At 67.2% G+C, this 21,938-nt stretch carries 18 protein-coding genes; 15 read left to right on the top strand and 3 right to left on the bottom strand.

Annotated features, from left to right (window positions below):
- From B1400_RS06230 to B1400_RS06190, 9 genes are all read left to right on the top strand, one after another.
- Positions 1-715: RNA-guided endonuclease InsQ/TnpB family protein (locus B1400_RS06230; protein ID WP_133064634.1), on the top strand; the 715-nt coding region annotated here is incomplete at its 5' end.
- Between the two features lie 138 nt (positions 716-853).
- Positions 854-2,395, top strand: coding sequence for an IMP dehydrogenase (gene guaB, locus B1400_RS06225; RefSeq protein WP_095613560.1), 1,542 nt, complete (start codon positions 854-856; stop codon positions 2,393-2,395).
- A gap of 555 nt (positions 2,396-2,950) precedes the next feature.
- Complete coding sequence (locus B1400_RS06220) at positions 2,951-5,308, top strand: VWA domain-containing protein (RefSeq protein ID WP_095613559.1); 2,358 nt, start codon at positions 2,951-2,953, stop codon at positions 5,306-5,308.
- 270 nt (positions 5,309-5,578) lie between these two features.
- Positions 5,579-6,226, top strand: coding sequence for an oligoribonuclease (gene orn, locus B1400_RS06215; protein WP_095613558.1), 648 nt, complete (start codon positions 5,579-5,581; stop codon positions 6,224-6,226).
- 79 nt (positions 6,227-6,305) lie between these two features.
- Positions 6,306-7,151, top strand: coding sequence for an HAD family hydrolase (locus B1400_RS06210; protein WP_133064633.1), 846 nt, complete (start codon positions 6,306-6,308; stop codon positions 7,149-7,151).
- Positions 7,151-8,572: a PIF1 family DEAD/DEAH box helicase gene (locus tag B1400_RS06205; RefSeq protein ID WP_095613557.1), complete on the top strand. Its 1,422-nt coding sequence runs from the start codon at positions 7,151-7,153 to the stop codon at positions 8,570-8,572. Before B1400_RS06210 ends, B1400_RS06205 begins: the two co-directional genes overlap by 1 nt.
- A gap of 164 nt (positions 8,573-8,736) precedes the next feature.
- On the top strand, positions 8,737-9,189 hold the full coding sequence (locus B1400_RS06200) for a permease (RefSeq protein ID WP_095613556.1): 453 nt from the start codon (positions 8,737-8,739) through the stop codon (positions 9,187-9,189).
- A gap of 127 nt (positions 9,190-9,316) precedes the next feature.
- Positions 9,317-11,119: a proline--tRNA ligase gene (locus B1400_RS06195; RefSeq protein WP_201260205.1), complete on the top strand. Its 1,803-nt coding sequence runs from the start codon at positions 9,317-9,319 to the stop codon at positions 11,117-11,119.
- Positions 11,120-11,445: 326 nt separating this feature from the next.
- Entirely contained in the window at positions 11,446-12,033 is a 588-nt protein-coding gene (locus B1400_RS06190; RefSeq protein WP_157909653.1) for a single-stranded DNA-binding protein, read from the top strand.
- Positions 12,034-12,145: 112 nt separating this feature from the next.
- Here the strand turns inward: B1400_RS06190 and B1400_RS06185 are convergent, their stop codons facing one another.
- Positions 12,146-14,215 (bottom strand): M13 family metallopeptidase, encoded by a 2,070-nt coding sequence (locus B1400_RS06185; RefSeq protein ID WP_095613553.1) that lies wholly within the window; start codon positions 14,213-14,215, stop codon positions 12,146-12,148.
- Positions 14,216-14,546: 331 nt separating this feature from the next.
- Between B1400_RS06185 and B1400_RS06180 the strand changes: the two genes are divergently transcribed.
- From B1400_RS06180 to B1400_RS06170, 3 genes are all read left to right on the top strand, one after another.
- On the top strand, positions 14,547-15,155 hold the full coding sequence (locus tag B1400_RS06180; RefSeq protein ID WP_095613552.1) for an HdeD family acid-resistance protein: 609 nt from the start codon (positions 14,547-14,549) through the stop codon (positions 15,153-15,155).
- A gap of 167 nt (positions 15,156-15,322) precedes the next feature.
- Positions 15,323-16,129 carry a type I methionyl aminopeptidase gene (gene map, locus B1400_RS06175; RefSeq protein ID WP_095613551.1) on the top strand — a complete coding sequence of 269 codons (807 nt, stop codon included), beginning with the start codon at positions 15,323-15,325 and terminating at the stop codon, positions 16,127-16,129.
- A gap of 235 nt (positions 16,130-16,364) precedes the next feature.
- Positions 16,365-17,660, top strand: a complete 1,296-nt coding sequence (locus tag B1400_RS06170; RefSeq protein ID WP_095613550.1) for a citrate synthase — start codon at positions 16,365-16,367, stop codon at positions 17,658-17,660.
- Between the two features lie 55 nt (positions 17,661-17,715).
- Here B1400_RS06170 and rlmH read toward each other — a convergent pair whose 3' ends face one another.
- Together rlmH and dapD are read right to left on the bottom strand one after the other, a co-directional pair.
- Positions 17,716-18,195 carry a 23S rRNA (pseudouridine(1915)-N(3))-methyltransferase RlmH gene (gene rlmH / locus B1400_RS06165; RefSeq protein WP_095613549.1) on the bottom strand — a complete coding sequence of 160 codons (480 nt, stop codon included), beginning with the start codon at positions 18,193-18,195 and terminating at the stop codon, positions 17,716-17,718.
- 111 nt (positions 18,196-18,306) lie between these two features.
- Entirely contained in the window at positions 18,307-19,296 is a 990-nt protein-coding gene (gene dapD / locus B1400_RS06160; RefSeq protein WP_095613562.1) for a 2,3,4,5-tetrahydropyridine-2,6-dicarboxylate N-succinyltransferase, read from the bottom strand.
- A gap of 193 nt (positions 19,297-19,489) precedes the next feature.
- Here dapD and B1400_RS10055 point away from each other — a divergent pair, with 193 nt between their 5' ends.
- The 3 genes from B1400_RS10055 to ftsE form a co-directional block, all read left to right on the top strand.
- Positions 19,490-19,624: a hypothetical protein gene (locus tag B1400_RS10055; protein WP_268802262.1), complete on the top strand. Its 135-nt coding sequence runs from the start codon at positions 19,490-19,492 to the stop codon at positions 19,622-19,624.
- A 183-nt stretch (positions 19,625-19,807) separates the two neighbouring features.
- A complete protein-coding gene (gene prfB, locus B1400_RS06155) occupies positions 19,808-20,938 on the top strand; it encodes a peptide chain release factor 2 (RefSeq protein ID WP_095613548.1) in 1,131 nt (376 codons plus the stop codon).
- 61 nt (positions 20,939-20,999) lie between these two features.
- A partial coding sequence (gene ftsE, locus B1400_RS06150; protein ID WP_095613547.1) for a cell division ATP-binding protein FtsE occupies positions 21,000-21,938 on the top strand: 939 nt, incomplete at its 3' end.

Genomic DNA, 21,938 nt, shown 5'->3' with positions numbered 1-21,938 from the left:
GGGTGGCAGCGTCGGTGTGGACCTGGGCGTCAGGACCCTCGCTGCGCTCTCCGACGGCACGACCATCGCCAATCCACGCCACATGGGCAAAAGCCTTCGCAGACTCGCCCGCGCGCAACGCACTCTGAGCCGACGTGAGAAAGGATCGAACCGTTGGCGGAAGGCCGGAGCCCGCGTGCAACGCATCCACGCACGCATCGCCGCCCAACGCCGTGACGGCCTGCACAAGCTCACCGATATGCTCACACGCGCCTACAGGGACATCAGCATAGAAGACCTGAACGTGGAGGGCATGGTCAGGAACCATCGGCTCGCGCGGGCCGTGTCGGACTGCGGGTTCGCCGAACTGCGCCGCCAACTCGCGTACAAAAGCGCGCGCACCGGCGCGGCCGTCCATATCGTCGACCGTTGGTATCCATCAAGCAAGACGTGCTCGAACTGCGGAACAGTGAAAGCCAAACTGTCCCTCAATGAACGAACGTATCGCTGCGACGCCTGCGGGTTGAGGATCGACCGCGACCTGAACGCGGCCATCAACATCATGGTCGCCGGGAGTGCCCCGGAGACCCTAAACGCGCGCGGAGGGGACGCAAGACACGACCGGCGCGAGCCGGCCGCGCAGACCCCGACGAAACGTGAACCAAGCAGCCAAAACAATGGCATGAGACTTGGAGCTGGCCCCGGCAACGAGGCCATGCAAACTACAACAAACTAGTTTGCAACGGTATATGGCCTGGTATCCTGCGGCTGCGCCGAGGCCGCGCGGCCCCCGTCGCACAGGCCGTCGAGAGGGCCATGTTGCATCGTGGAACGGCGAGTGGCGTTCGTCGTCGTACGTCCATATAGTAGGCCTATGGCTACAAATCCTGATATGCATGCAGAATCCCCGTACGCTCCGCTTCCCCCCATCTTCGCCCAGCTCGGCCTCGCCTACGACGACGTGCTGCTGCTGCCGAACGAGACCGACGTCATCCCCTCCGAGGTGGATACGACGACCCATCTGACCCGCAACATCACGATGAAGGTCCCGGCGATCTCCGCCGCGATGGACACGGTGACCGAGTCCGAGATGGCGATCGCGATGGCCCGCAACGGCGGCATCGGCGTGCTGCACCGCAACCTGTCGATCGACGACCAGGCGGCGCAGGTCGACTACGTCAAGCGTTCAGAATCGGGCATGATCACCGACCCGCTCACCGTGAACCCCGACGTCACGCTCGCCGATCTGGACAAGCTGTGCGGCAAGTTCCACATCTCCGGCCTGCCGGTCGTCGATCATGAGAACAAGCTCGTCGGCATCATCACGAACCGCGACATGCGTTTCATCGCGTCGGACGACTACGACCATCTGCGCGTCAAGGACGTCATGACGAAGGATCATCTGATCACCGGTCCGTCGGACATCTCGAAGCGCGACGCGCACGACCTGCTCGCGGCGAACAAGATCGAGAAGCTGCCGCTCGTCGACGCCGAAGGCCATCTCACCGGCCTGATCACCGTCAAGGACTTCGTGAAGACCGAGCAGTACCCGGATGCGACGAAGGACGAGCAGGGCCGTCTGCGCGTCGCCGCCGGCATCGGCTTCCTCGGCGACGCGTGGCAGCGCGCGAGCGCGCTGCTCGAGGCGGGCGTCGACGTGCTCGTCGTCGACACGGCGAATGGCGAGGCCAAGCTCGCGCTCGACATGATCCGCCGCATCAAGAACGACCCGGCCTTCAGCGGCGTCGACATCATCGGCGGCAACATCGCGACGCGTCAGGGCGCGCAGGCGATGATCGACGCGGGCGTCGACGCCGTCAAGGTCGGCGTGGGCCCGGGCTCCATCTGCACGACGCGCGTCGTCGCCGGCGTCGGCGTGCCCCAGCTGACGGCCGTGTACGAGGCTTCGCGCGCCTGCCGCGCCGCGGGCATCCCGTGCATCGCCGACGGCGGCATCCACTATTCGGGCGACATCGCGAAGGCGCTCGTCGCCGGTGCGAGCTCGGTCATGCTCGGCGGCGTGCTCGCCGGTTGCGAGGAGGCCCCGGGTGAGAAGGTGCTGCTGCACGGCAAGCAGTACAAGCTGTACCGCGGCATGGGCTCGCTCGGCGCGATGGCCCCGCGCGGCAAGAAGTCGTACTCGAAGGACCGCTACTTCCAGGCGGACGTCACGAGCTCGGACAAGGTCGTGCCGGAGGGCGTCGAGGGTGAGGTGCCGTACCGCGGACCGCTCAACGCCGTGCTGTACCAGATGATCGGCGGCCTGCACCAGTCGATGTTCTACATCGGCGCGCACAACATCCCGGAGATGAGCGAGAAGGGCCGCTTCATCCGCATCACCGACGCCGGCCTGCGCGAATCGCATCCGCATGACATCGTCATGACGGCCGAGGCCCCGAACTACTCCGGCCGCTGACGGCGCCGCATCGCAACCTACCGCGCAGCGTCGCGCCGCGCGGTAGGTTGACGCACGGCAAGCACCGAGGGCCGTCCCCATATGGTTACAACCATACGGGGACGGCCCTTTTCGTTCGGTCCGCGCGGCATCCGGGTGGTCGCCATGCCGCCAGACGCACCCCTGCGCCCATACCTGCGGCATCGTAGCGGCATTCTTCAGGTGGGTTCACCCGCATACCGCCATCGCCAGCTGTTGGGGTGGCCGTTTATGAGTGAGCTCACCTATACAATGCCATTGTTGGTTGGGCACACAGCATTCTATGGGTGAGCTTACGCAAATACCGCCGTTGGTAGGGCGGCGCAAGCAGGGGGCCGGCGGCCATCCGACGGCGAGACGGTCCGTACGGCGGGACGGTTGTGACGATATTGTGCAAACCTTCGGGTATTGTTGGTGATGATATCGTATTCGTTCACTGGAGGAGAAAGCCGCCAGTGTGGACGATACGCCTAAAGAATCAGAGAATCATTGCGCTTGCAAGGATTCTCAGCACCAAGAGGCAGTAAGGAACCCTGTATGGACATCCAAGCTACGCAGAAGTCGGGGGTGCGCAATGCCATCGTTCGCATCGCCGCGCTCGTCGTGACGCTCACGATGCTCGTCGCGACCGCCGTGTTCGGCGTCGGCCGCGCACAGGCCGCCGAATTGACGGCGACCGCAGATCCGACGACCTTCACGCAGTGGACCGAAGGCGTCGGCAACCCGCTCGACCCGCGCTCCAACGGCCGCGTCTGGACCGACAAGTCGGTCACGACCGGCGATGTGACGCTCGACGCCGGCAACGGCGAACAGGTCGTCGTCGGCAAGGACAAGGCCGCCGACTTCCTCGTCGGCCTGTCCGCGATGTCAAGCGCCCAGCAGATCACCGGCATGAGCAGCGGCAACAAGCCGCTCGACGTCACGCTCGTGCTCGACGTCTCCGGCTCGATGTCCTCCTCGATGGGATTGGGATACCGCCCGGCATACGGCGACGATCTCGACTACACGGCCTATGTCAAGACCGATGACGGCGGCTACAAGGCGGTCGCCTTCGACTACGGACAGAGCGTCGACGGCAACGTCGTCTATCGCGACGGCGACCAGCTCATCTATGCGAAGACGAGCGCCGAGGACGCGAATCCGGATCATGTGCAGCTGTACAACTCCTACCGCATCACGCGTCTCGACGCGCTGAAGACCGCCGTCAACGGCTTCCTCGACCAGATGGCCACGCGCAACGCGCAAATCGCCGATGCGGCCGCAAAGAACCGCGCCGGCATCGTCACCTTCGAGAGCAACGCGCAGCTCAAATCCCGCTTCACCGATGACACGGCGGCCCTTGAAGGCATCGTCAACGGCCTGACCGATCTCGGCGGCACCAACTCCGCGAAGGGATTCAAGCTCGCCCACCAGCTGATTGACGAAGACAAGCGCGCGAACGCCGATTCCGTCATCATCTTCTTCACCGACGGCGATCCGTGGGACGGCGACGAGGCCATTCAGGAGGCGAAGTCGCTCAAGGACTCCGGCACGCTGATCTATGCGGTCGGCACGTTCAAAACCGATGACGTCAACAATCTGACCCCATACTCCAACCGCTACATGCAGGCCGTCTCGAGCAACTACCCGAACGCGACGGGCGCCCTGCTCGGTGACCCCGGCGACCGTGCGCCGGATTCCAACTACTACATGAACGCCGACGACGCCGACCAGCTCAAGAACATCTTCAACGACATCTGGACGGCGATCTCGAGCAAGCCGTCGTCGCCGATCGCGACGACGACCGAGTCGGGCATGGAACGCGGCACGATCACGTTCACCGACGAACTCGGCGCCTACATGACGGTGCGCGACATGAACAGCGTCGTCTTCGCCGGCAGGCAGTTCACCGCAAAGACCTCCGAAACCTCCGAGGACGGCGCGACGACGACCTACGTCTTCGAAGGCGAAGTCGACGGCAACCCGATCTACGGCACCGCGAACCTCGCCGATCTCGTCGTCACGGTGACGCACGGCGAGACCGAAACAGTGCGCGTGCAGGTGCCCGAGCAGCTGCTGCCGCTGCGCCTGTATTCGGCGAGCGTCGATCAGGACGGCAACGTGACGACGACGATCAACGACACGTTCCCGATCCGCGTCTTCTACTCGGTCGGCCTCAAGGATGGCGTGCGTGATGCGCTCGCGGACCCGGACGAGGCGCTCGCCGCCTACGTCAAGGCCAACGGCGAGACCTTCACGTCGAACAAGTACGATGAGGGCGCCGAGCGCGGCTCGACGACGGCGACGTTCACGCCGGCGAAGTCGAACGACTTCTACTACTTCGTCAACGATACGCCGCTGTACAACTCCGAGAACGCCGCCGACCCGGCCAAGTCGGTCGAGGCAGGCAAGACCTACCACTATCTGCGCACCTACTATGCGGACAACGCGAAGCACGAGCAGTGGATCGCCGTCAACGGCGCCGACGCCGCGGGCAAGACGCAGACGGGCGCGAACGGCGAGGTCTTCGTGCCGGCCGGCACCGTGCGCATGGGCCTGGCGAACTACACGGTCGCGAAGAAGGACAACGTGACGAGGACGGCGACCGCCGCGATCGCGCCGCGTTGGGACGGCACGACCGTCGACGTCGCGCTCGGCAACAACGGCCGTCTCGCCGTCGCGCAGGAGCCGGTGACGCCGGAGCCGAAGCCGCAGGAACCGACGACGCCGGCCGAGACGCCGAAGCCGACGCAGCCGGAGGGCACCGTCGAATCGGCGCCGACGACGAACGGGTCGACGGCGAACACCGGCTCGAGCGTCGCGCTCATCGTCGCCGTCGGCGCCGCGCTGCTGTGCGCGGGCCTCGGCACGCTGCAGCTTCGTCGCCGCCGCTCTACCGGCCGCCACGCCGGGTGAGCGCAAGGCGGCCGTTGACAGGCCGCCGGAACGATGACGGACGGGGCCGTGCACGCGATTCGTACGCGTGCACGGCCCCGTCCGTCGTGCGATGCCTGCATGCCGTCGCCGCCATGCCCGCGGGCGGCGTCTTGTTTTGCGGTCAGGATAGAACAGGGAAGGACGCGGGCGGCTGAGGTAGGCTCGAATGTTCGGCGTGGGCCATATCCGACGCCCGTTCGGACACGGCAACGCGACCCGGGAACCACGATCAAAGAAAAGAGGCACGCTATGGTGGACGCACATGACGACGAGGTGTATTCGGCGGCGAATTCACGGCTCATCTGGATCGACTGCGAGATGACGGGGCTCGACGTCTTCCACGACGAACTGTGCGAAGTCTCCGTCGTGCCCACCGACTTCGACCTCAACGTGCTCGACGACGGCATCGACCTCGTCATCCGTCCCTCCGACGAGGCCGTCGCGCATATGAACGACTTCGTGCGCGCGATGCACACCCGTTCCGGTCTCATCACCGAATGGGAGCAGGGGCTGAGCGTCGAGGAGGCCGAGCAGAAGGTCATCGACTACGTCACGCGGTTCATCCCCGACGGCGTCAAGCCGCTGCTCGCCGGCAACTCGGTCGGCTCCGACAAGAAGTTCCTCGACCGCTACATGCCCGGTCTGATGAGCCATCTGCACTACCGCGTCGTCGACGTGAGCACGATCAAGGAGCTCGCGCGCCGCTGGTACCCGGACGTCTACGCGAACCGTCCGGCGAAGAACGGCGGCCACCGCGCGCTCGCCGACATCATCGAATCGCTCGACGAGCTGCGCTACTACCGCGAGGCCGTCATGGCGCCGGCGCCCGGCCCGGACGCGGCCACGGCGAAGCGGATCGCCGAGGACGTCGAACGCACGAGCATCGCGCGGCGCTGACCGCCGCGGCGGCGCATACGGCGCAAATCGTGCATTGCATGCAGTGAAACAAAACAACAAGAGGAGGACCATACCCACTATGACCAATGAGGAACCCAGGGATTGGAAGACGCTCGAGCCGCTCGACGACATCAGGCTCGTCGTCGCGGACATGGACGGCACGCTGCTCGACGGCGACAGCCGGATCCCGCTCGGCTTCAAGCCGATGCTCGACCGGCTCACGCAGCTCGGCGTGCGTTTCGTGCCGGCGAGCGGACGCCAGTACCAGACGCTCGAGAAGATGTTCGCCGACTCGCCGCAGCCGCTGCCGATCATCGCCGAGAACGGCAACGTCGTCGCGCTCGGCGGCGAGGTCATCGAGACGCACGGCGTCAGCGGCGCGATCGTCGACGAGACGATCGCGATGACCGAACGCGCGAGCGACGACCTCGGCCTCGTCATCTGCGCGCTCGGCGGCGCCTACGTCAGCCGCGACGACGCGCCGTTCATCGCCGAGGCGAGCAAATACTACACGAAGCTGACCATCGTGCCCGACCTGCGCGAGGTGCTGCGCTACAAGGACGAGCAGATCCTCAAGCTCGCGATCTTCGACTTCGGCGACGCGCAGGCGATGGCCGAACGCGAACTCGGCTTCGTCACCTCCCCGTACACGGCGACCGCGTCGAGCCCGCACTGGGTCGACATCATGGACGACCACGTCGACAAGGGCGAGGGCGTCAAGGCGCTGCAGCGCGCGCTCGGCGTCACGCGCGCGCAGACGATGGTCTTCGGCGACTATCCGAACGACATCGGCATGCTGCGCGAGGGCGAGTACTCGTTCGCGATGGCGAACGCGCATCCGCAGGTCAAGAAGGTCGCGCATTATCTGGCGCCGGCGAACACGGAAGAAGGCGTGATCCGCGTCGTCGATCGGCTGGTGCGCTGATGCGGCAGGCCGAGGCGCTCGAGATCATGGACGCCGGCGCGTCCGTCTTCCTCACCGGCGCGCCCGGCGCGGGCAAGACGTACACGCTCAACGAGTTCATCGCCGGCGCGCGCAGACGCGGCGCGAGCGTCGCCGTCACGGCGTCCACGGGCATCGCGGCCACGCACATCAACGGACAGACGATCCATTCGTGGAGCGGACTCGGCGTCGCGAACGCGCTCACCGAGCAGGTGCTCAAGAACGTGCGCACGCGCCGGCGCAAGGCGTTGCAGACCACCGACGTCCTCGTCATCGACGAGGTCTCGATGATGCATGCGTGGCTGTTCGACATGGTCGACCGTGCGATGCGCATCGTGCGGCGCGACGACCGTCCCTTCGGCGGCATGCAGGTCGTGCTCTCCGGCGACCTCTTCCAGCTGCCGCCGGTGAGCGTCGGCGCGCGCAACCGCGACGTCATCGCGCCGAGCCCGGAATTCGCCGCCGAACGCGAACGCTATGCGCGCGCCGGACGCAACCCGGAGGGCTTCGTCACCGAATCCTTCGCATGGGCCGAACTCGACCCGGTCGTCTGCTATCTCGACGAGCAGCACCGTCAGGACGACGGCGCGCTGCTCGGCGTCCTGACCGACATCCGCGAGGGGCATGTCACGCAGCAGGACCGCGACCTGCTCGTCACGCGCCTCGGCGTGCAGCCCCCGGAGGGACGCACGGCCGTCAACCTGTTCCCGGTCAACCGTCAGGCCGACGAACTCAACGACCGACGGCTCGCCGCGATCGACGCGCCCGCGCACACGTTCCATGCGACCTGCGCGGGACCCGCGAACCTCGTCGAACGGCTCAAGCGCAACATGCTCGCCCCGGACGTGCTCACGCTCAAGGAGGGCGCCGAGGTCATGGCCGTGCGCAACGACGCCGACCGCCAATTCGTCAACGGATCGTTGGGCGTCGTGCGCGGTTTCGCGCCGGAGGGCAACGGAGGCTGGCCGATCGTCGCGTTCGAGAACGGCAACATCGTGACGATGAAGCCGAGCGACTGGGAGCTCACCGACAACGAGAAGACGCTCGCCGCCGTCTCGCAGGTGCCGCTGCGCTGCGCATGGGCGATCACGATCCACAAATCGCAGGGCATGACGCTCGACGCGGCCGTCATGGACCTCAAGCGCACCTTCGCGCCCGGCATGGGCTACGTCGCATTGTCCCGCGTCGAGAACCTCGAGGGCCTGTTCCTCGGCGGCGTCAGCAACCGCATGTTCGACGTGAGCGACGACGCCGTGCGTCTCGACGGCACGTTGCGCGAGCGTTCGGCGCAAGCGGCGCGCGCATTGCACGAGGACGGCGCCGCGTCGATCGTCGCCGCGCAGGGGCACGCGCGGACGGCGGCCGAGGACGACGACGGGTTCGCGCAGGACGAGCTGTTCTGAACATCCGGCCGTCACATGCGCGCTTGCGGCCTCGCCCGTCGTGAACACGGGGAGGCCGCGCGTCGCTACAATGTGAATCGATATCGCCGAGCGGCGCCGCGGCGTCGCGGCCGGCGCGGACAAAGGCCGGCGGCAACGGCCGCGGCAGGCAGGAGGAAGGCATCATGAAGCGTAGGAACGCCTATATCGTCTCGGGGATCGGCGCGATCGTGCTGTTCGCCGCCTTCCTGACGTACAACGCGCAGCCAGTGCCGTTGTGGAACTGGATCAAGCTCTCCGACATCCTGACGATCGTCGGCGGACTGATGTTCGTCATCCCGTTCTACACGCTGTCGGTGCATGCCAAGACGCGGGAGCATGCGCCGAACCCGTGGGTGTGGCAGCTGTTGCCGGTCGTCGGCATGTTCCTGATGGTCGTCGGCCTGCTCATCCCCAACGATTTCGTCAGCCTCGGCTCGCTCGCGCTGTGCGACGTGCTGTATTTCCTCGGCTGCGTCGGCATGCTGATGATCTTCGTCTACCCCTTCGGCGCGGTCAACGACGAGATGCTCGAGGACGACGTCGACGAGCGCGCCGAGGACGCGGAGGGTCACGCGGAGCGTCCGACGTCGAAGTGAGCCCGCGGCGCCGGGCGGCAGCCGTGACCGGCGCCCTCGACGATGACGTCCGGCGTGCAACCGGCAGGTGCGCGGCGCACGTTGTCCCGTATGCGTTTCGTCCCGCAAGCCGCGTAGGTTAACAGGTATGACCAAAGCTCTTCGAATGTCCACCATGTTCCTGCGTACGCTGCGCGAAGACCCCGCCGACGCAGACGTCGATTCCGCGAAGCTGCTCCAGCGCGCCGGCTACATCCGCAAGGCCGCCCCGGGCATCTGGACCTGGCTGCCGCTGGGCCTCGCCGTCCTCAACAAGATCGAGGGCGTCATCCGCGAGGAGATCAACGGCATCGGCGCACAGGAGGTGCACTTCCCGGCGCTGCTGCCTCGCGAGCCGTACGAGGCGACGCACCGCTGGGAGGAGTACGGCGACAACATCTTCCGCCTCAAGGACCGTCACGAGGCCGACTATCTGCTCGCGCCGACGCATGAGGAGATGTTCACGCTGCTCGTCAAGGACATGTACTCGTCCTACAAGGACCTTCCGGTGACGCTCTACCAGATCCAGACGAAGTACCGCGACGAGTTCCGCCCGCGCGCCGGCCTGATCCGCGGCCGCGAGTTCATCATGAAGGACGCCTACTCGTTCACCGTCGACGAGGAGGGCATGCGCAAGGCCTACATGGACGAGCGCGGCGCCTACGAGCGCATCTTCCAGCGTCTCGACCTGAAGTACGTGCCGGTGTTCGCGATGAGCGGCCCGATGGGCGGCTCGGCGTCCGAGGAGTTCCTCGCGCCGATGCCGATCGGCGAGGACACCTTCGCGCTCGCGCCGAGCGGCAAGGCGTGGAACGTCGAGGCGCTGCACACGCCCGAGGTCGAGGCGATCGACTGCTCGGCGACGCCGGCGGCGCAGAAGCGCGTGACGCCGGACGCGAAGACGATCGACGAGATGGTCGCGTTCGCGAACGCGACCTATCCGCGCTCCGACGGCCGCGCATGGCAGGCCGCCGACATCCTCAAGAACGTCGTCGTCGCCGTCAGACACGCCGAGGACGACGATCACGACGAGCCGTGGCGCGAACTGATCGTCGTCGGCATCCCCGGCGACCGCACGATCGACATGAAACGCCTCGAGGCGCAGTTCGCCCCGGCCGAACTCGAGGAGGCGACCGACGAGGACCTCAAGGCGCATCCGGAACTCGTGCAGGGCTTCATCGGCCCGATGGGCTTCGGCCCGCAGAACGACGCCGACGACGCGCTGCGCTACTTCATCGACGCGCATGTGGCCGAAGGCTCGGCATGGTTCACCGGCGCCGACGAGCGTGACGTCGACTACTACGGCCTCGTCTACGGCCGCGACTTCAAGGCAGACGGCGTCGTCGAGGCCGTCGAGGTGCGCGACGGCGACATGAGCCCGGACGGCTCCGGCCCGCTGAGCTTCGAACGCGGCGTCGAGATCGGCCAGGTCTTCCAGCTCGGCCTGAAGTACTCGGAGGCGCTCGGCCTCAAGGTGCTCGACCAGAACGGCAAGACGGTGCCGGTGTGGATGGGCTGCTACGGCATCGGCGTGAGCCGCGTGCTCGCCTGCATCGCCGAGACGCATCACGACGAGCGCGGTCTGGCGTGGCCGGCGAACATCGCGCCGGTCCAGGTGCATGTCGTGGCGACAGGCAAGGACGAAGCGGCCTTCGAGGCCGCCGAGCGCCTTGTCGAACAGCTCGAGGCCGACGGCGTCGAGGTCATCTACGACGACCGCAGGAAGGTTTCGCCGGGCGTCAAGTTCAAGGACGCCGAACTCATCGGCGTGCCGATCATCGCCGTCGCCGGACGCGACACCGTCAACGACGGCACAATCGAGGTGCGCGACCGCGACGGCGGCAACAAGGAGGCCGTGCCGGCCGAATCGGCCGCGCAGGTCATCGCCGACCGTCTGCGCCGGATGCTCTGATCCTCCGCGTGCGGCATACCGGCGAAGGGCCCGCCACCGGGAAGGTGGCGGGCCCTTCGCATGTCCCGGGGCGCATGGTCGGGGATATGCGGCGTGGCTCGGGGAGGCGGATGTGGCATGTGAATCGTGCATAACCGCGCCGATCCATCCACATCGCGCATGTGGATTGGTGTGGATGGAGGTCTTGGACATCCACATTCCGGGCGCGACACACCCTTCCGGTCACATGGCCGCGTCGGGCTTGCCCCGGCATGGATCCGGAGCCGATAGTGGTGGGACCGCCGCGGACGGCCGGGCACGGCGCCGCCAGACGAAAGGACAAGACCATGGCGATACAACAGGGACAGATCACGATCACCGGATTCCTCGGCAGCGAGCCGACGCCGCTCGGCCTGCGCGACGGGGCGCGCGCCGCATGCCGGTTCCGCCTCGCGTGCACACGGGGCTACCGGGACGGCGACGGGCGATGGCAGTCGCTGCCGACGACGTGGATCACCGTCAAGGCGTTCCGCGAGCTCGCACTCAACATCGTCAACTCGCTGCACAAGGGGGAGGCCGTCATCGTCGTCGGCGTGCTGTCCACCCAGGAGTGGCCGGGCGAGGACGGCAAGCCGCGTTCGCACACGTTCATCGAGGCGAGCAACGTCGGCCACGACCTCAACTACGGCGTGACGGTCGTGCGCAGGATCGCGAAGGAGCAGAACGATGCGCAGCCGACGAGGCAGCAGCGGCAGGACGAGGGGCGCGCCGACGCGCCGGTCGACCTCGGCGTGGATGCGTCGCGGATCGACCCATGCACCGGCGAGGTCACGGTTGACGAGGCCGCACAGGCCGAGGTGATCTCCGAGGCGAACGCCGTGGCCGCGCAGGCCGCCGAACCGGTCGGCGCCGGCACGCGGCGCGACGATTTCTGACGGACGACGGGTCGATCGCAGGTGGCGGACCGAAGGGAATCGAAAAAGAGAAGGACGCGGTCCGTGCGAACCGCGTCCTCCCGACATCGCATCCCGCGTCCGGCGCGTCGGATCACCAGATGTGGACGCGTTCCTCCGGCTTGAGCCACATGCGGTCGTCTGGCGTGACGCCGAAGGCCTTGTAGAACAGCTCGACGTTGCGCGCGATGCCGTTCGTACGGCATTCGGCCGGCGAATGCGGATCGATCTGCAGATACTGCTCGGCGAGCTCGTCGCGGTTCTTCGTGCGCCAGATCAGCGCGTAGCCGAGGAAGAAGCGCTGCAGGCCGGTGAAGCCGTCGAGCGTCGGCGCCGTGTCGAGCGCGGCCTCGATCGCCGCCGGGTCGCCTTCGATCGGCCTGCCCTGCGCCTCGTCGAGCGAGAACGCGTAGGCCTTGAGCGCGATGTTGACGCCGGACAGGTCGCCGATGTTCTCGCCGATCGTCAGCGCGCCGTTGACATGCGGCGCCTTGTCCGGGTCGTCGCTGTACTTCTCCTGCAGCTGCGCGGGCACGAAGCGGTCGTACTGTTCGATGAGCGCCTTCGTCAGCTGCTGGAAGCGCGCCTTGTCCTCGGCGGTCCACCAGTCCTCGAGCTTGCCCTCGCCGTTGAACTGCGCGCCCTGGTCGTCGAAGCCGTGGCCGATCTCATGGCCGATGACCGAGCCGATGCCGCCGTAGTTGACGGCGTCCTCGGCGGCCGGGTTGAAGAACGGCGGCTGCAGGATCGCGGCCGGGAACACGATGATGTTGAGCGTCGGCTCGTAGTAGGCGTTGACCGTCTGCGGGTTCATCAGCCATTCGTCCTTGTCGACCGGCTTGCCGCATTTGGCCATCTGGTAGCCGAACTCGTAGACCGAGGCGGCGCGCATGTTGTCCATCAGGCCGGCCGACATGTCGACGTCGAGCGCCGTGTAGTCGCGCCAATGGTTCGTGTAGCCGATCTTCGCCTCGAAATGGTCGAGCTTGTCGAGCGCCTTGCGCTTCGTCTCGTCGCCGAGCCAGTCGCTGTTCAGGATCGAGACGTGGTAGGCCTCGATCAGGTTGCGCACGAGCTGCTCCATGCGCGTCTTCGACGACTCGGGGAAATGCTCGCGCACGTAGATGCGGCCGACGTCCTCGCCGCAGATGCCGTTGACGAGGGAGACGCCGCGCTTCCAGCGCACGCGCTGCTCCTTCGCGCCGGAGAGCGTCCTGCCGTAGAAGTCGAAGTTCGTCGTGTCGAAGGCGCTCGACAGCATGCTCGCGCGGCCGACGATGACGTGGACGCGCGCCCACAGCCTGAGGTCCTCGAGGTCGGCCTGCGCCCAGAAGGCGTCGAGCCCGGTGAGGAACGACGGCTCCATGACGTTGACGTGCGCGAGCGCGCCGAGCACGTCGACCGGATAGCTGCGCGCGGTCTTCGAACGGTCGTACGACGTCTGCATCGCCTTCGCCCACGTCTCGACGTCGAAGGCGGCGAGCATCGCCGACAACGCGGCGAAGTCGGTCGGGTTGTTCGTCTTCTGCGAGTCGCGCGTCTCGACGTTCGTCCAATGGTGCGACGCGATCGCCGTCTCGATCTCGAGCAGGCGCCGCGCCTGCGCCTGCTCGTCGTCATAGCCGGCGTTGCGCAGCTGGCGGGCGACCATCGTCACGTACGCGTCGCGGATCGGCGCGTAGTGGTCCTCGCGGTAGTAGGCCTCGTCGGGCAGCCCCAGACCGCCCTGGCTCACATGCATGATGTTGTGGTCGGGGTCGTTGAAGTCGCCGAAGATGTCGAAGCCGAACAGGTCGGGTCCGCCGTAGGGGCTCATCTCGCCGAGCAGCGCGGTCAGCTCGGCCTTCGACGTGACGGCGTCGATCGCGTCGAGGTCGGCGCGGATCGGCGTGACGCCGGCCTGCTCGACGGCGTCGACGTCGAGGAAGGAACGGTAGATCGCCTTCGAGACCGCGGCCTCGTCGCCGTCGGATTCGAGGATGTCGCGGATCTGGGATTCGGCGTTCTCGGCGAGACGGTCGAAGGAACCGTAGCGGGAACGGTCGTCCGGAAGCGCGTAGGTGTCGATCCACGGGCCGTTGACGTAGCGGAACAGGTCGTCGGCGGGGCGGATCACGGAGGAGAATGCGGCCGGATCGATGCCGGACTGGTAGGTGTTGCTCATGGTTCCACACTATAGAGCTTTTCTGACAACGCCGCCCGTCCCACGGACGGCGGACGACGCGTGCGCGGCGCATGGCGCGGCCCCGCAGACCCCGTCGCGCGCGGACGTGCGCACCCGGCGTCGGGGAGGGCACATGCCGGCGGATTTCGCCGCCGACTACGCGAGAAGGGAAACAATCGCGAAAACGCCGCGGCGGACGGGTGCGGCGGGGCACACTGGAGACATGACCGCAGGCCGACCCTGCGGGGCAACCATGTGGTCGCGGATCCATATGACGCGCGTCGCCCGAGGGCGCTGGCCGTCCGGCCGCGACGGAATGAAAGGAGTCATCATGTCCAACGTCAACGATTCGCCGAACGGCAACTGGAGCCCGTTCAGGCTCGTCGAACAGTCGCTGCCGACCGGCGCGAAGAACGCCGTGCGCATCGCCTACGGACTCATCGGCCTCGCCGCGCTCGCGCTCGGCATCTGCCTGCTCGTATGGCCGGGCAAGACGCTCGTCGTCGCCTGCGTCATGCTCGGCATCTACTTCCTGATCTCCGGCATCGTGCGCATCGTCAGCTCGATCGTCGAGGTCGGCCTGCCGGCCGGATGGCGCGTGCTCGGCATCCTCATCGGCATCCTGCTGATCATCGGCGGCCTCGTCGTGCTGCGCTACACGGCGTTCTCCACGGCGACGCTCGCGATCATGTTCACGCTCATCGTCGGCATCGGCTGGATCATGGAGGGCGTCATGGCGCTCGCTGAATCGTGGTCGATGCCGAGCTCCGGCTGGGCGATCGCCTATGCGATCATCTCGATCATCGCCGGCTTCGCCATCCTGTGCATGCCGATGGCGTCGACCGTCGCCCTCATCATCTTCGGCGGCTGCGCGATGGTCGTCATGGGCATCGTCGCTATCGTGCGCGCGTTCTCGTTCGGCCGCGTCGCGAAGAACTGAGCCGGATCCCGCGTCCGGACGCAAGGCCGGTCCCGCATCCCGCGGGGCCGGCCTTCGTGTGTCCGCGGGATATGCCCGGACGCGGGCGAATGTAAGCTGTGGGGGATAGTGTGGTAAGGCAGTCGCTGCAACGATTGGCAAGCGTGATAAAAGGTGGTAGAAACTCCATGATCGAACTCAAGACCCATTCGGAAATCGAAGCGATGAAGCCGGCCGGCCGTTTCGTCGGCGGTATCCTGCACGACCTGCAGGAACGCACGAAGGTCGGCACGAACCTGCTCGAGATCGACGAATTCGTGCATCAGCGCATCGTCGACCGCAAGGGCGCGCAATCCTGCTACGTCGACTACGCGCCGGACTTCGGCACCGGCCCGTTCGCGCATTACATCTGCGTGTCCGTCAACGACGCCGTGCTGCACGGCGTGCCCTACGACTACGACCTCAAGGACGGCGACCTCGTCAGCCTCGACCTCGCGATCAGCGTCGACGGCTGGGTCGCCGACTCCGCCGTGAGCTTCGTCGTCGGCAAGGACAAGGACCCCGAGGACCTGCGCCTGATCAAGTGCACACAGGAGGCGCTCGCCGCCGGCATCGCAGCCGCGCAGCCGGGCAACCGCCTCGGCGACATCTCGCACGCCGTCGGCGACGTCGCGCGCGCCTACGGTTACCCGATCAACCTCGACTTCGGCGGCCACGGCGTCGGCCACATCATGCACGGCGACCCGCATGTGCCCAACGACGGCAAGGCGCACCACGGCTACAAGCTGCGCCCGGGCCTCGTCATCGCGATTGAACCGTGGTTCCTCAAGACGACCGACGAGATCTACCAGGACCCGAAGGACGGCTGGACGCTGCGCAGCGAGGACGGTTCGCGCGGCGCGCACAGCGAGCATACGATCGCGATCACCGAAGACGGACCGATCGTGCTCACGCAGCGCGAGGGCGACCCGATCTCGGCCGAGTTCAAGGGCTGAGCGCCCCGGCGCCCGCCTCCCGCGGCCCCGCGCACCCGATGGTGCGCGGGGCCGTCGTCGTCGCTGCCGCGACACGCGTTTTGAGACGGCGCGCCGCCGTGAAATACGGATACCTTATAGTGGTCGGCAGTGCCCGGAGCCGTGCGCGCATCGAGTCCCCGCGGGACATGCGCGCCGCGGGCGGAAGGAAGCAGCACCACACAGCAGGTCACACACCGATCACACAGGAGGCGGCATGGGCGTAGCGCAGTTGCATGTGGAGTCCAACCAGTTCGAATTGCCGGTCGTGAAGGCGAGCGCGGGACCCGACGGCATCGTCATGTCCTCGCTGCGCAACGACAAATGGGTTTCGCTCGATCCCGGATTCCTGACGACCGCGCAATGCGAGTCGAAGATCACCTACATCGACGGCGAGCATTCGATCCTGCGCTACCGCGGATACCCGATCGAGCAGCTGTGCGAGCGCTCCGACTTCCTCGAGGTCTCGTGGCTGCTGCGCCACGGCGAGCTGCCGACGCGCGCGCAGTACGAGCGGTTCGTCGACGACATCAACCACCACACGATGGTCGGCGAGGACTTCCGCACCTTCATGGGCTCGTTCCCGCGCGAGGCGCAGCCGATGAGCGTCATGGCGTCCGCGATCAACGCGCTCGCCGCCTTCAACCCGGAGACGACCGACATCAACGATCCCGAGCAGCTCGACGCGGCGGCGACGATCATCATGGCGAAGGCGCGCACGATCGTCAGCTACATCCTGCGCCGCCGGCGCGACGAGCCGATGCTCTACCCGGACTACGCGCGCGGCTACGTCGACGACTTCATCCGCATGTGCTTCGCCGTGCCGTACGAGCAGTTCGAATCCGACCCCCTCTACGTGCACGCGCTCGGCCGTCTGCTCATCATCCACGCCGACCACGAGCAGAACTGCTCGACGTCGGTCGTGCGCATCGCCGGCTCGGCGCACGCGAACCTGTACTCGGCCGTGGCGGCGGGCATCAACGCGCTGTCGGGCCCGCTGCACGGCGGCGCGAACGAGGCGGTGCTGCGCCAGCTGATGGCGATCCGCGATTCGGGAATGAGCGTGCGCGAGTTCGTCGACCGCGCCAAGCGCGACGGCGAACGCATCTCGGGGCTGGGGCACCGCGTCTACAAGTCCTACGATCCGCGCGCGGCGATCGCGAAGCACTATCTGGAGCGCATCATGGAGCAGACGGCGACGCTCAAGCTGATGCCGGGCGACGAGGAGCTCTTCGACGTGGCGCTCAAGCTCGAGGAGATCGCGCTCACCGACGACTACTTCGTCTCGCGCCACCTGTATCCGAACGTCGACTTCTACACCGGGCTGATCTACCGCGCGATCGGCTTCGGCCCTTCCATGTTCACGCCGCTGTTCGCATTGGGACGCATCCCCGGATGGATCGCCCAGTACCGCGAGATGCTCGCCGACCCGATGACGAAGATCGGCCGTCCGCGCCAGGTCTACACCGGCGAGGTGCTGCGCGATTACGTGCCGATGGACGAACGCGGCTGAGGCGGCCGTCCGCATCTGCGGGGCGCGCCCTGTTCGCGGGGCGCGCCCCGCACGCTCATTTGTGGTACGGCTCGTGCGCGTTGATCTTGAATCCCCGGTAGACCTGCTCGAGCAGGATGACGCGCATGAGCTGGTGCGGGAACGTCATCTTCGAGAAGCTCAGCAGCATGTCCGCGCGCTTCAGCACGCGCGGGTCGAGGCCGAGTGAGCCGCCGATGACGAACTGCAGGTGGCTGACGCCGTGCAGCCCCCATTGCGCGATCTTCGCGGCGAGCTGCTCGCTCGTCAGCTGGCCGCCCTCGATCGCGAGCGCGACGACGAAGGCGCTGTCGCGCAGATGCCTGAGGATGCGCTCGCCCTCCTTCTCCTTGATCTGCGCGTTGAGCGCGTCGGAGGCGCGTTCCGGCGTCTTCTCGTCGGCCACCTCGACGACCTCGACTTTCGCGAAGCGCGACAGGCGTTTGCGGTATTCGTCGATCGCGTCGCGCAGATAGCGTTCCTTGACCTTGCCGACGCAGACGATGTCGATGTTCATAGCACCCCTTTGCGTGCAAAATGCTCCGCCTCGGCCGGGATGCGTTTCGCGCAACGGCGGAACGAAGCCGTTTCTCGAAACGCATCCCGGCCGAGGCGGAGCATATTCCCGTCAGTTCTTGTGCAGCGCGTCGTTGAGCGCGATGCCGGTCTTGCGCGCACGCGCCTGGACGGCGCCGGTCAGCGAGTTGCGGATGAACATGACGTTGTCCTTGCCGCTCAGCTCGGCGCCCTTGACGACGTCGAGCGGGACGCCTGCGGCCGCCTTCTCCTTGTCCCACAGCTCGATCTTCGTGCCGGCCGTCACGTACAGGCCCGCCTCGACGACGCAGTTGTCGCCGAGCGAGATGCCGATGCCGGCGTTCGCGCCGAGCAGCGAATGCTCGCCGATCGAATTGCGCAGCCTGCCGCCGCCCGACAATGTGCCCATGATCGACGCGCCGCCGCCGACGTCGGAGCCGTCGCCGACGACGACGCCCTGCGAGACGCGGCCCTCGATCATGCAGGTGCCGAGCGTGCCGGCGTTGAAGTTGACGAAGCCGGCGTGCATGACCGTCGTGCCCTCGCTCAGATAGGCGCCGAGGCGCACGCGGTCGCCGTCGCCGATGCGCACGCCGCTCGGCACGACGTAGTCGAGCATGCGCGGGAACTTGTCGATCGCCAGGACGTTGACGTCGGCGTGCATGCCGGGCATCGCGGCGCCGGCGTTCGCGTTCATGACGTCGAGGCGGCGCAGCGCGAAGTCCTCGACGGCGAAGGGGCCGTAGTTCGTCCACACGACGTTGTTGAGCGCGCCGAAGATGCCGTCGAGGTTCATCGAGTTCGGCCTGACCAGGCGCATGCTCAGCAGGTGCAGGCGCAGGTAGGCGTCCGCCGCGTCGGCGATCGGTGCGTCGACGTCCACGGCGGTGAACACCGGCACGCGGCGCACGCCGCGCGCGTCGGGCCCGTCGTGCACGAGCGTGCCGAAGCCGTGCGCGGCCGCCGGCGCGGACGGCTTCGCGTCGCCCATCTCAAGTTTCGGATACCAGACGTCGAGGGTGTTGCCGGCGGCGTCGACGTTGGCGAGACCCCAGCCCCATGCCCAGCGTTCATCGGTCATGTGCGCTCCTTCGGTGAAGACGGTGCCGGCCGGCGTCGTGCCGGCCGCGCTGCCACGGCGCATCCTCGCGCGCCGCGCGCTTCCACGATACAACGGGGGATGTGCGCCGCGGCCGCCCCATGTGCGCGCCGGCGGCCGCGGGCGTGCGGCTCGGCGCGAACACGGGTTGGGTGTGCGGTACACTGTGGTTTCTGTGAGCGCCAAGAACCAGCATGAACCGGAACGTCGAGACGGGGGCGGCCATGACCTGCGCCGTCTCCTCACCGTCGCCGTCATCGCGGCCGTCGTCGTCGGGATGTGCGTTCCGATGGTCCTGTCCGGCCTTTGAACCTCCATGTTCCCGTGACATGGACGTCCGGGAATGCGGGGCCGCCCCGACCAGTTGAGGTGGTGACGGACCCGACGGCTTGATGAAGCGAGACCGGCGCGGGGCACGAAGACCCCGTCGCGCGCCCGCCGGACGCAGTCCCGGCGCACGCGCACCGCAACACACGATTTTTTGAGGAGCATCATGGCAGAATTTGACTTTTCCCAGGCGATCGCCGACGCACGCGCGAAATACGAGGAGATCGCGCTCGCGCTCGACGTCGACCGTCTCAAGAGGCAGGAGCAGGAGCTCGAGGTCGAGGCGGCGGAGCCTGGCCTGTGGGACGACCCGGAGCATGCGCAGCAGGTGACGTCGAAGCTCTCCGCCGTGCAGTCGCAGATCAAGCGCCTCGCGTCGGCGCGCGCGCGCATCGACGACGTCGAGACGCTCGTCGAGCTCGGCCGCGAGGAGGACGACGCCGACACGCTCGCCGAGGCGCAGACGGAGGTCGGCGCGATCGCGAAGGATCTCGAGGACATGGAGATCCAGACGCTGATGGACGGCGAATACGACGAGCGCTCCGCCGTCGTGACGATCCGTTCCGGCGCGGGCGGCGTCGACGCGGCGGACTTCGCACAGATGCTGCTGCGCATGTACCTGCGCTGGGCCGAACGCAACGGCTACAAGGCGAAGGTCATGGACACGTCCTACGCCGAGGAGGCCGGCATCAAGTCGGCGACCTTCCAGGTGGACGCGCCCTACGCCTACGGACGCCTGTCCGTCGAGGGCGGCACGCACCGCCTCGTGCGCATCTCGCCCTTCGACAACCAGGGACGCCGCCAGACGAGCTTCGCGGCCGTCGAGGTCGTGCCGCTCGTCGAGGCGACCGACCACATCGACGTGCCGGACAGCGAGATCCGCGTCGACACCTACTGCGCCTCCGGCCCCGGCGGCCAGGGCGTCAACACGACGTACTCCGCCGTGCGCATCACCCACCTGCCGACCGGCATCGTCGTGACGATGCAGGACGAACGTTCGCAGATCCAGAACCGCGCCGCGGCGATGGCCGTGCTGCAGTCGAGGCTGCTCGTGCTGCGCCACGAGGAGGAGGCCAAGAAGAAGAAGGAGCTCGCCGGCGACATCAAGGCCAGCTGGGGCGACCAGATGCGTTCCTACGTGCTGCATCCGTACCAGATGGTCAAGGACCTGCGCACCGGCCACGAGACGTCGCAGACGCAGGCCGTCTTCGACGGCGACATCGACGAGTTCATCCAGGCCGGCATCCGCTGGCGCCACGAGCAGCGCCGCGAGGCCGCTGAGCAGGGCGCCGAGTAGACTTGCCGCACGACGACCGACGCGTCTCGCGCAGCCGCGCGCACGATGGATTGGAGATGACATGGCGCTGATCTCGATGGACCATGTGAGCAAGATCTACCCGAACTCCACGCGTCCCGCGCTCGAGGACGTCAACCTGCAGATCGACCGCGGCGACTTCGTCTTCCTCGTCGGCGCCTCCGGCTCCGGCAAGACCTCGCTGCTGCGTCTGCTGCTGCACGAGGAGGAGGCGACCGACGGCGAGATCCGCGTCGGCGGCTACGACCTGCGCCGCCTGCCGAACCGGCAGGTGCCGCAGTACCGCCGCTCGGTCGGCATGATCTTCCAGGACTACAAGCTGCTGACGAACAAGACCGTCTGGGAGAACGTCGCCTTCGCGCTCGAGGTGATCGGCACGCCGCGCTCGGCGATCCGCTCGCTCGTGCCGAAGGTGCTCAAGACGGTCGGCCTGACCGGCAAGGAGCGCAACAAGCCGCTCGAACTGTCCGGCGGCGAGCAGCAGCGCGTCACGATCGCGCGCGCCTACGTCAACCATCCGCAGCTGCTGCTCGCCGACGAGCCGACCGGCAACCTCGACCCGACGACGTCGCTGGGCATCATGGAGGTGCTCGACGCGATCAACCGCACCGGCACGACGATCGTCATGGCGACGCACAACGAGGAGATCGTCAATTCGATGCGCAAGCGCGTCGTCGAACTGCACAACGGCAGGATCGTGCGCGACCAGACGGCAGGCGTCTACGATTCGGCGCTGTACTTCCCCGACGGGCAGGTCGCCGCGCAGGCGCACGACGCGATCAGCGGCGACGCGTCGATGGCGGCGTCGCCGGCCGCCGACCTCGCTCATGCCGGACGGCCGAAGAACCGCCGGGAGCGCATCGAGCGCGCCGAGGCGGCCGCGGACGCCGTGCGCGACGCGATCGAGCACGAGTCGAGCGAAGGCATCGCGCGGCTCGCGAAGAGCGTGCACGCCGGCAAGACCGGCCGCTACGGCGAGGCC

The sequence above is a fragment of the Bifidobacterium italicum genome, assembly GCF_002286915.1.
In the GTDB taxonomy this organism is placed as follows: domain Bacteria; phylum Actinomycetota; class Actinomycetes; order Actinomycetales; family Bifidobacteriaceae; genus Bifidobacterium; species Bifidobacterium italicum.
This window is presented reverse-complemented; position numbering and strand designations above follow the sequence as displayed.

Coding starts and splice junctions, on each gene's coding strand:
- guaB (WP_095613560.1), top strand. CDS start 854: ATGGCTACAAATCCTGATATGCATGCAGAATCCCCGTACGCTCCGCTT.
- B1400_RS06220 (WP_095613559.1), top strand. CDS start 2,951: ATGGACATCCAAGCTACGCAGAAGTCGGGGGTGCGCAATGCCATCGTT.
- orn (WP_095613558.1), top strand. CDS start 5,579: ATGGTGGACGCACATGACGACGAGGTGTATTCGGCGGCGAATTCACGG.
- B1400_RS06210 (WP_133064633.1), top strand. CDS start 6,306: ATGACCAATGAGGAACCCAGGGATTGGAAGACGCTCGAGCCGCTCGAC.
- B1400_RS06205 (WP_095613557.1), top strand. CDS start 7,151: ATGCGGCAGGCCGAGGCGCTCGAGATCATGGACGCCGGCGCGTCCGTC.
- B1400_RS06200 (WP_095613556.1), top strand. CDS start 8,737: ATGAAGCGTAGGAACGCCTATATCGTCTCGGGGATCGGCGCGATCGTG.
- B1400_RS06195 (WP_201260205.1), top strand. CDS start 9,317: ATGACCAAAGCTCTTCGAATGTCCACCATGTTCCTGCGTACGCTGCGC.
- B1400_RS06190 (WP_157909653.1), top strand. CDS start 11,446: ATGGCGATACAACAGGGACAGATCACGATCACCGGATTCCTCGGCAGC.
- B1400_RS06185 (WP_095613553.1), bottom strand. CDS start 14,215: ATGAGCAACACCTACCAGTCCGGCATCGATCCGGCCGCATTCTCCTCC.
- B1400_RS06180 (WP_095613552.1), top strand. CDS start 14,547: ATGTCCAACGTCAACGATTCGCCGAACGGCAACTGGAGCCCGTTCAGG.
- map (WP_095613551.1), top strand. CDS start 15,323: ATGATCGAACTCAAGACCCATTCGGAAATCGAAGCGATGAAGCCGGCC.
- B1400_RS06170 (WP_095613550.1), top strand. CDS start 16,365: ATGGGCGTAGCGCAGTTGCATGTGGAGTCCAACCAGTTCGAATTGCCG.
- rlmH (WP_095613549.1), bottom strand. CDS start 18,195: ATGAACATCGACATCGTCTGCGTCGGCAAGGTCAAGGAACGCTATCTG.
- dapD (WP_095613562.1), bottom strand. CDS start 19,296: ATGACCGATGAACGCTGGGCATGGGGCTGGGGTCTCGCCAACGTCGAC.
- prfB (WP_095613548.1), top strand. CDS start 19,808: ATGGCAGAATTTGACTTTTCCCAGGCGATCGCCGACGCACGCGCGAAA.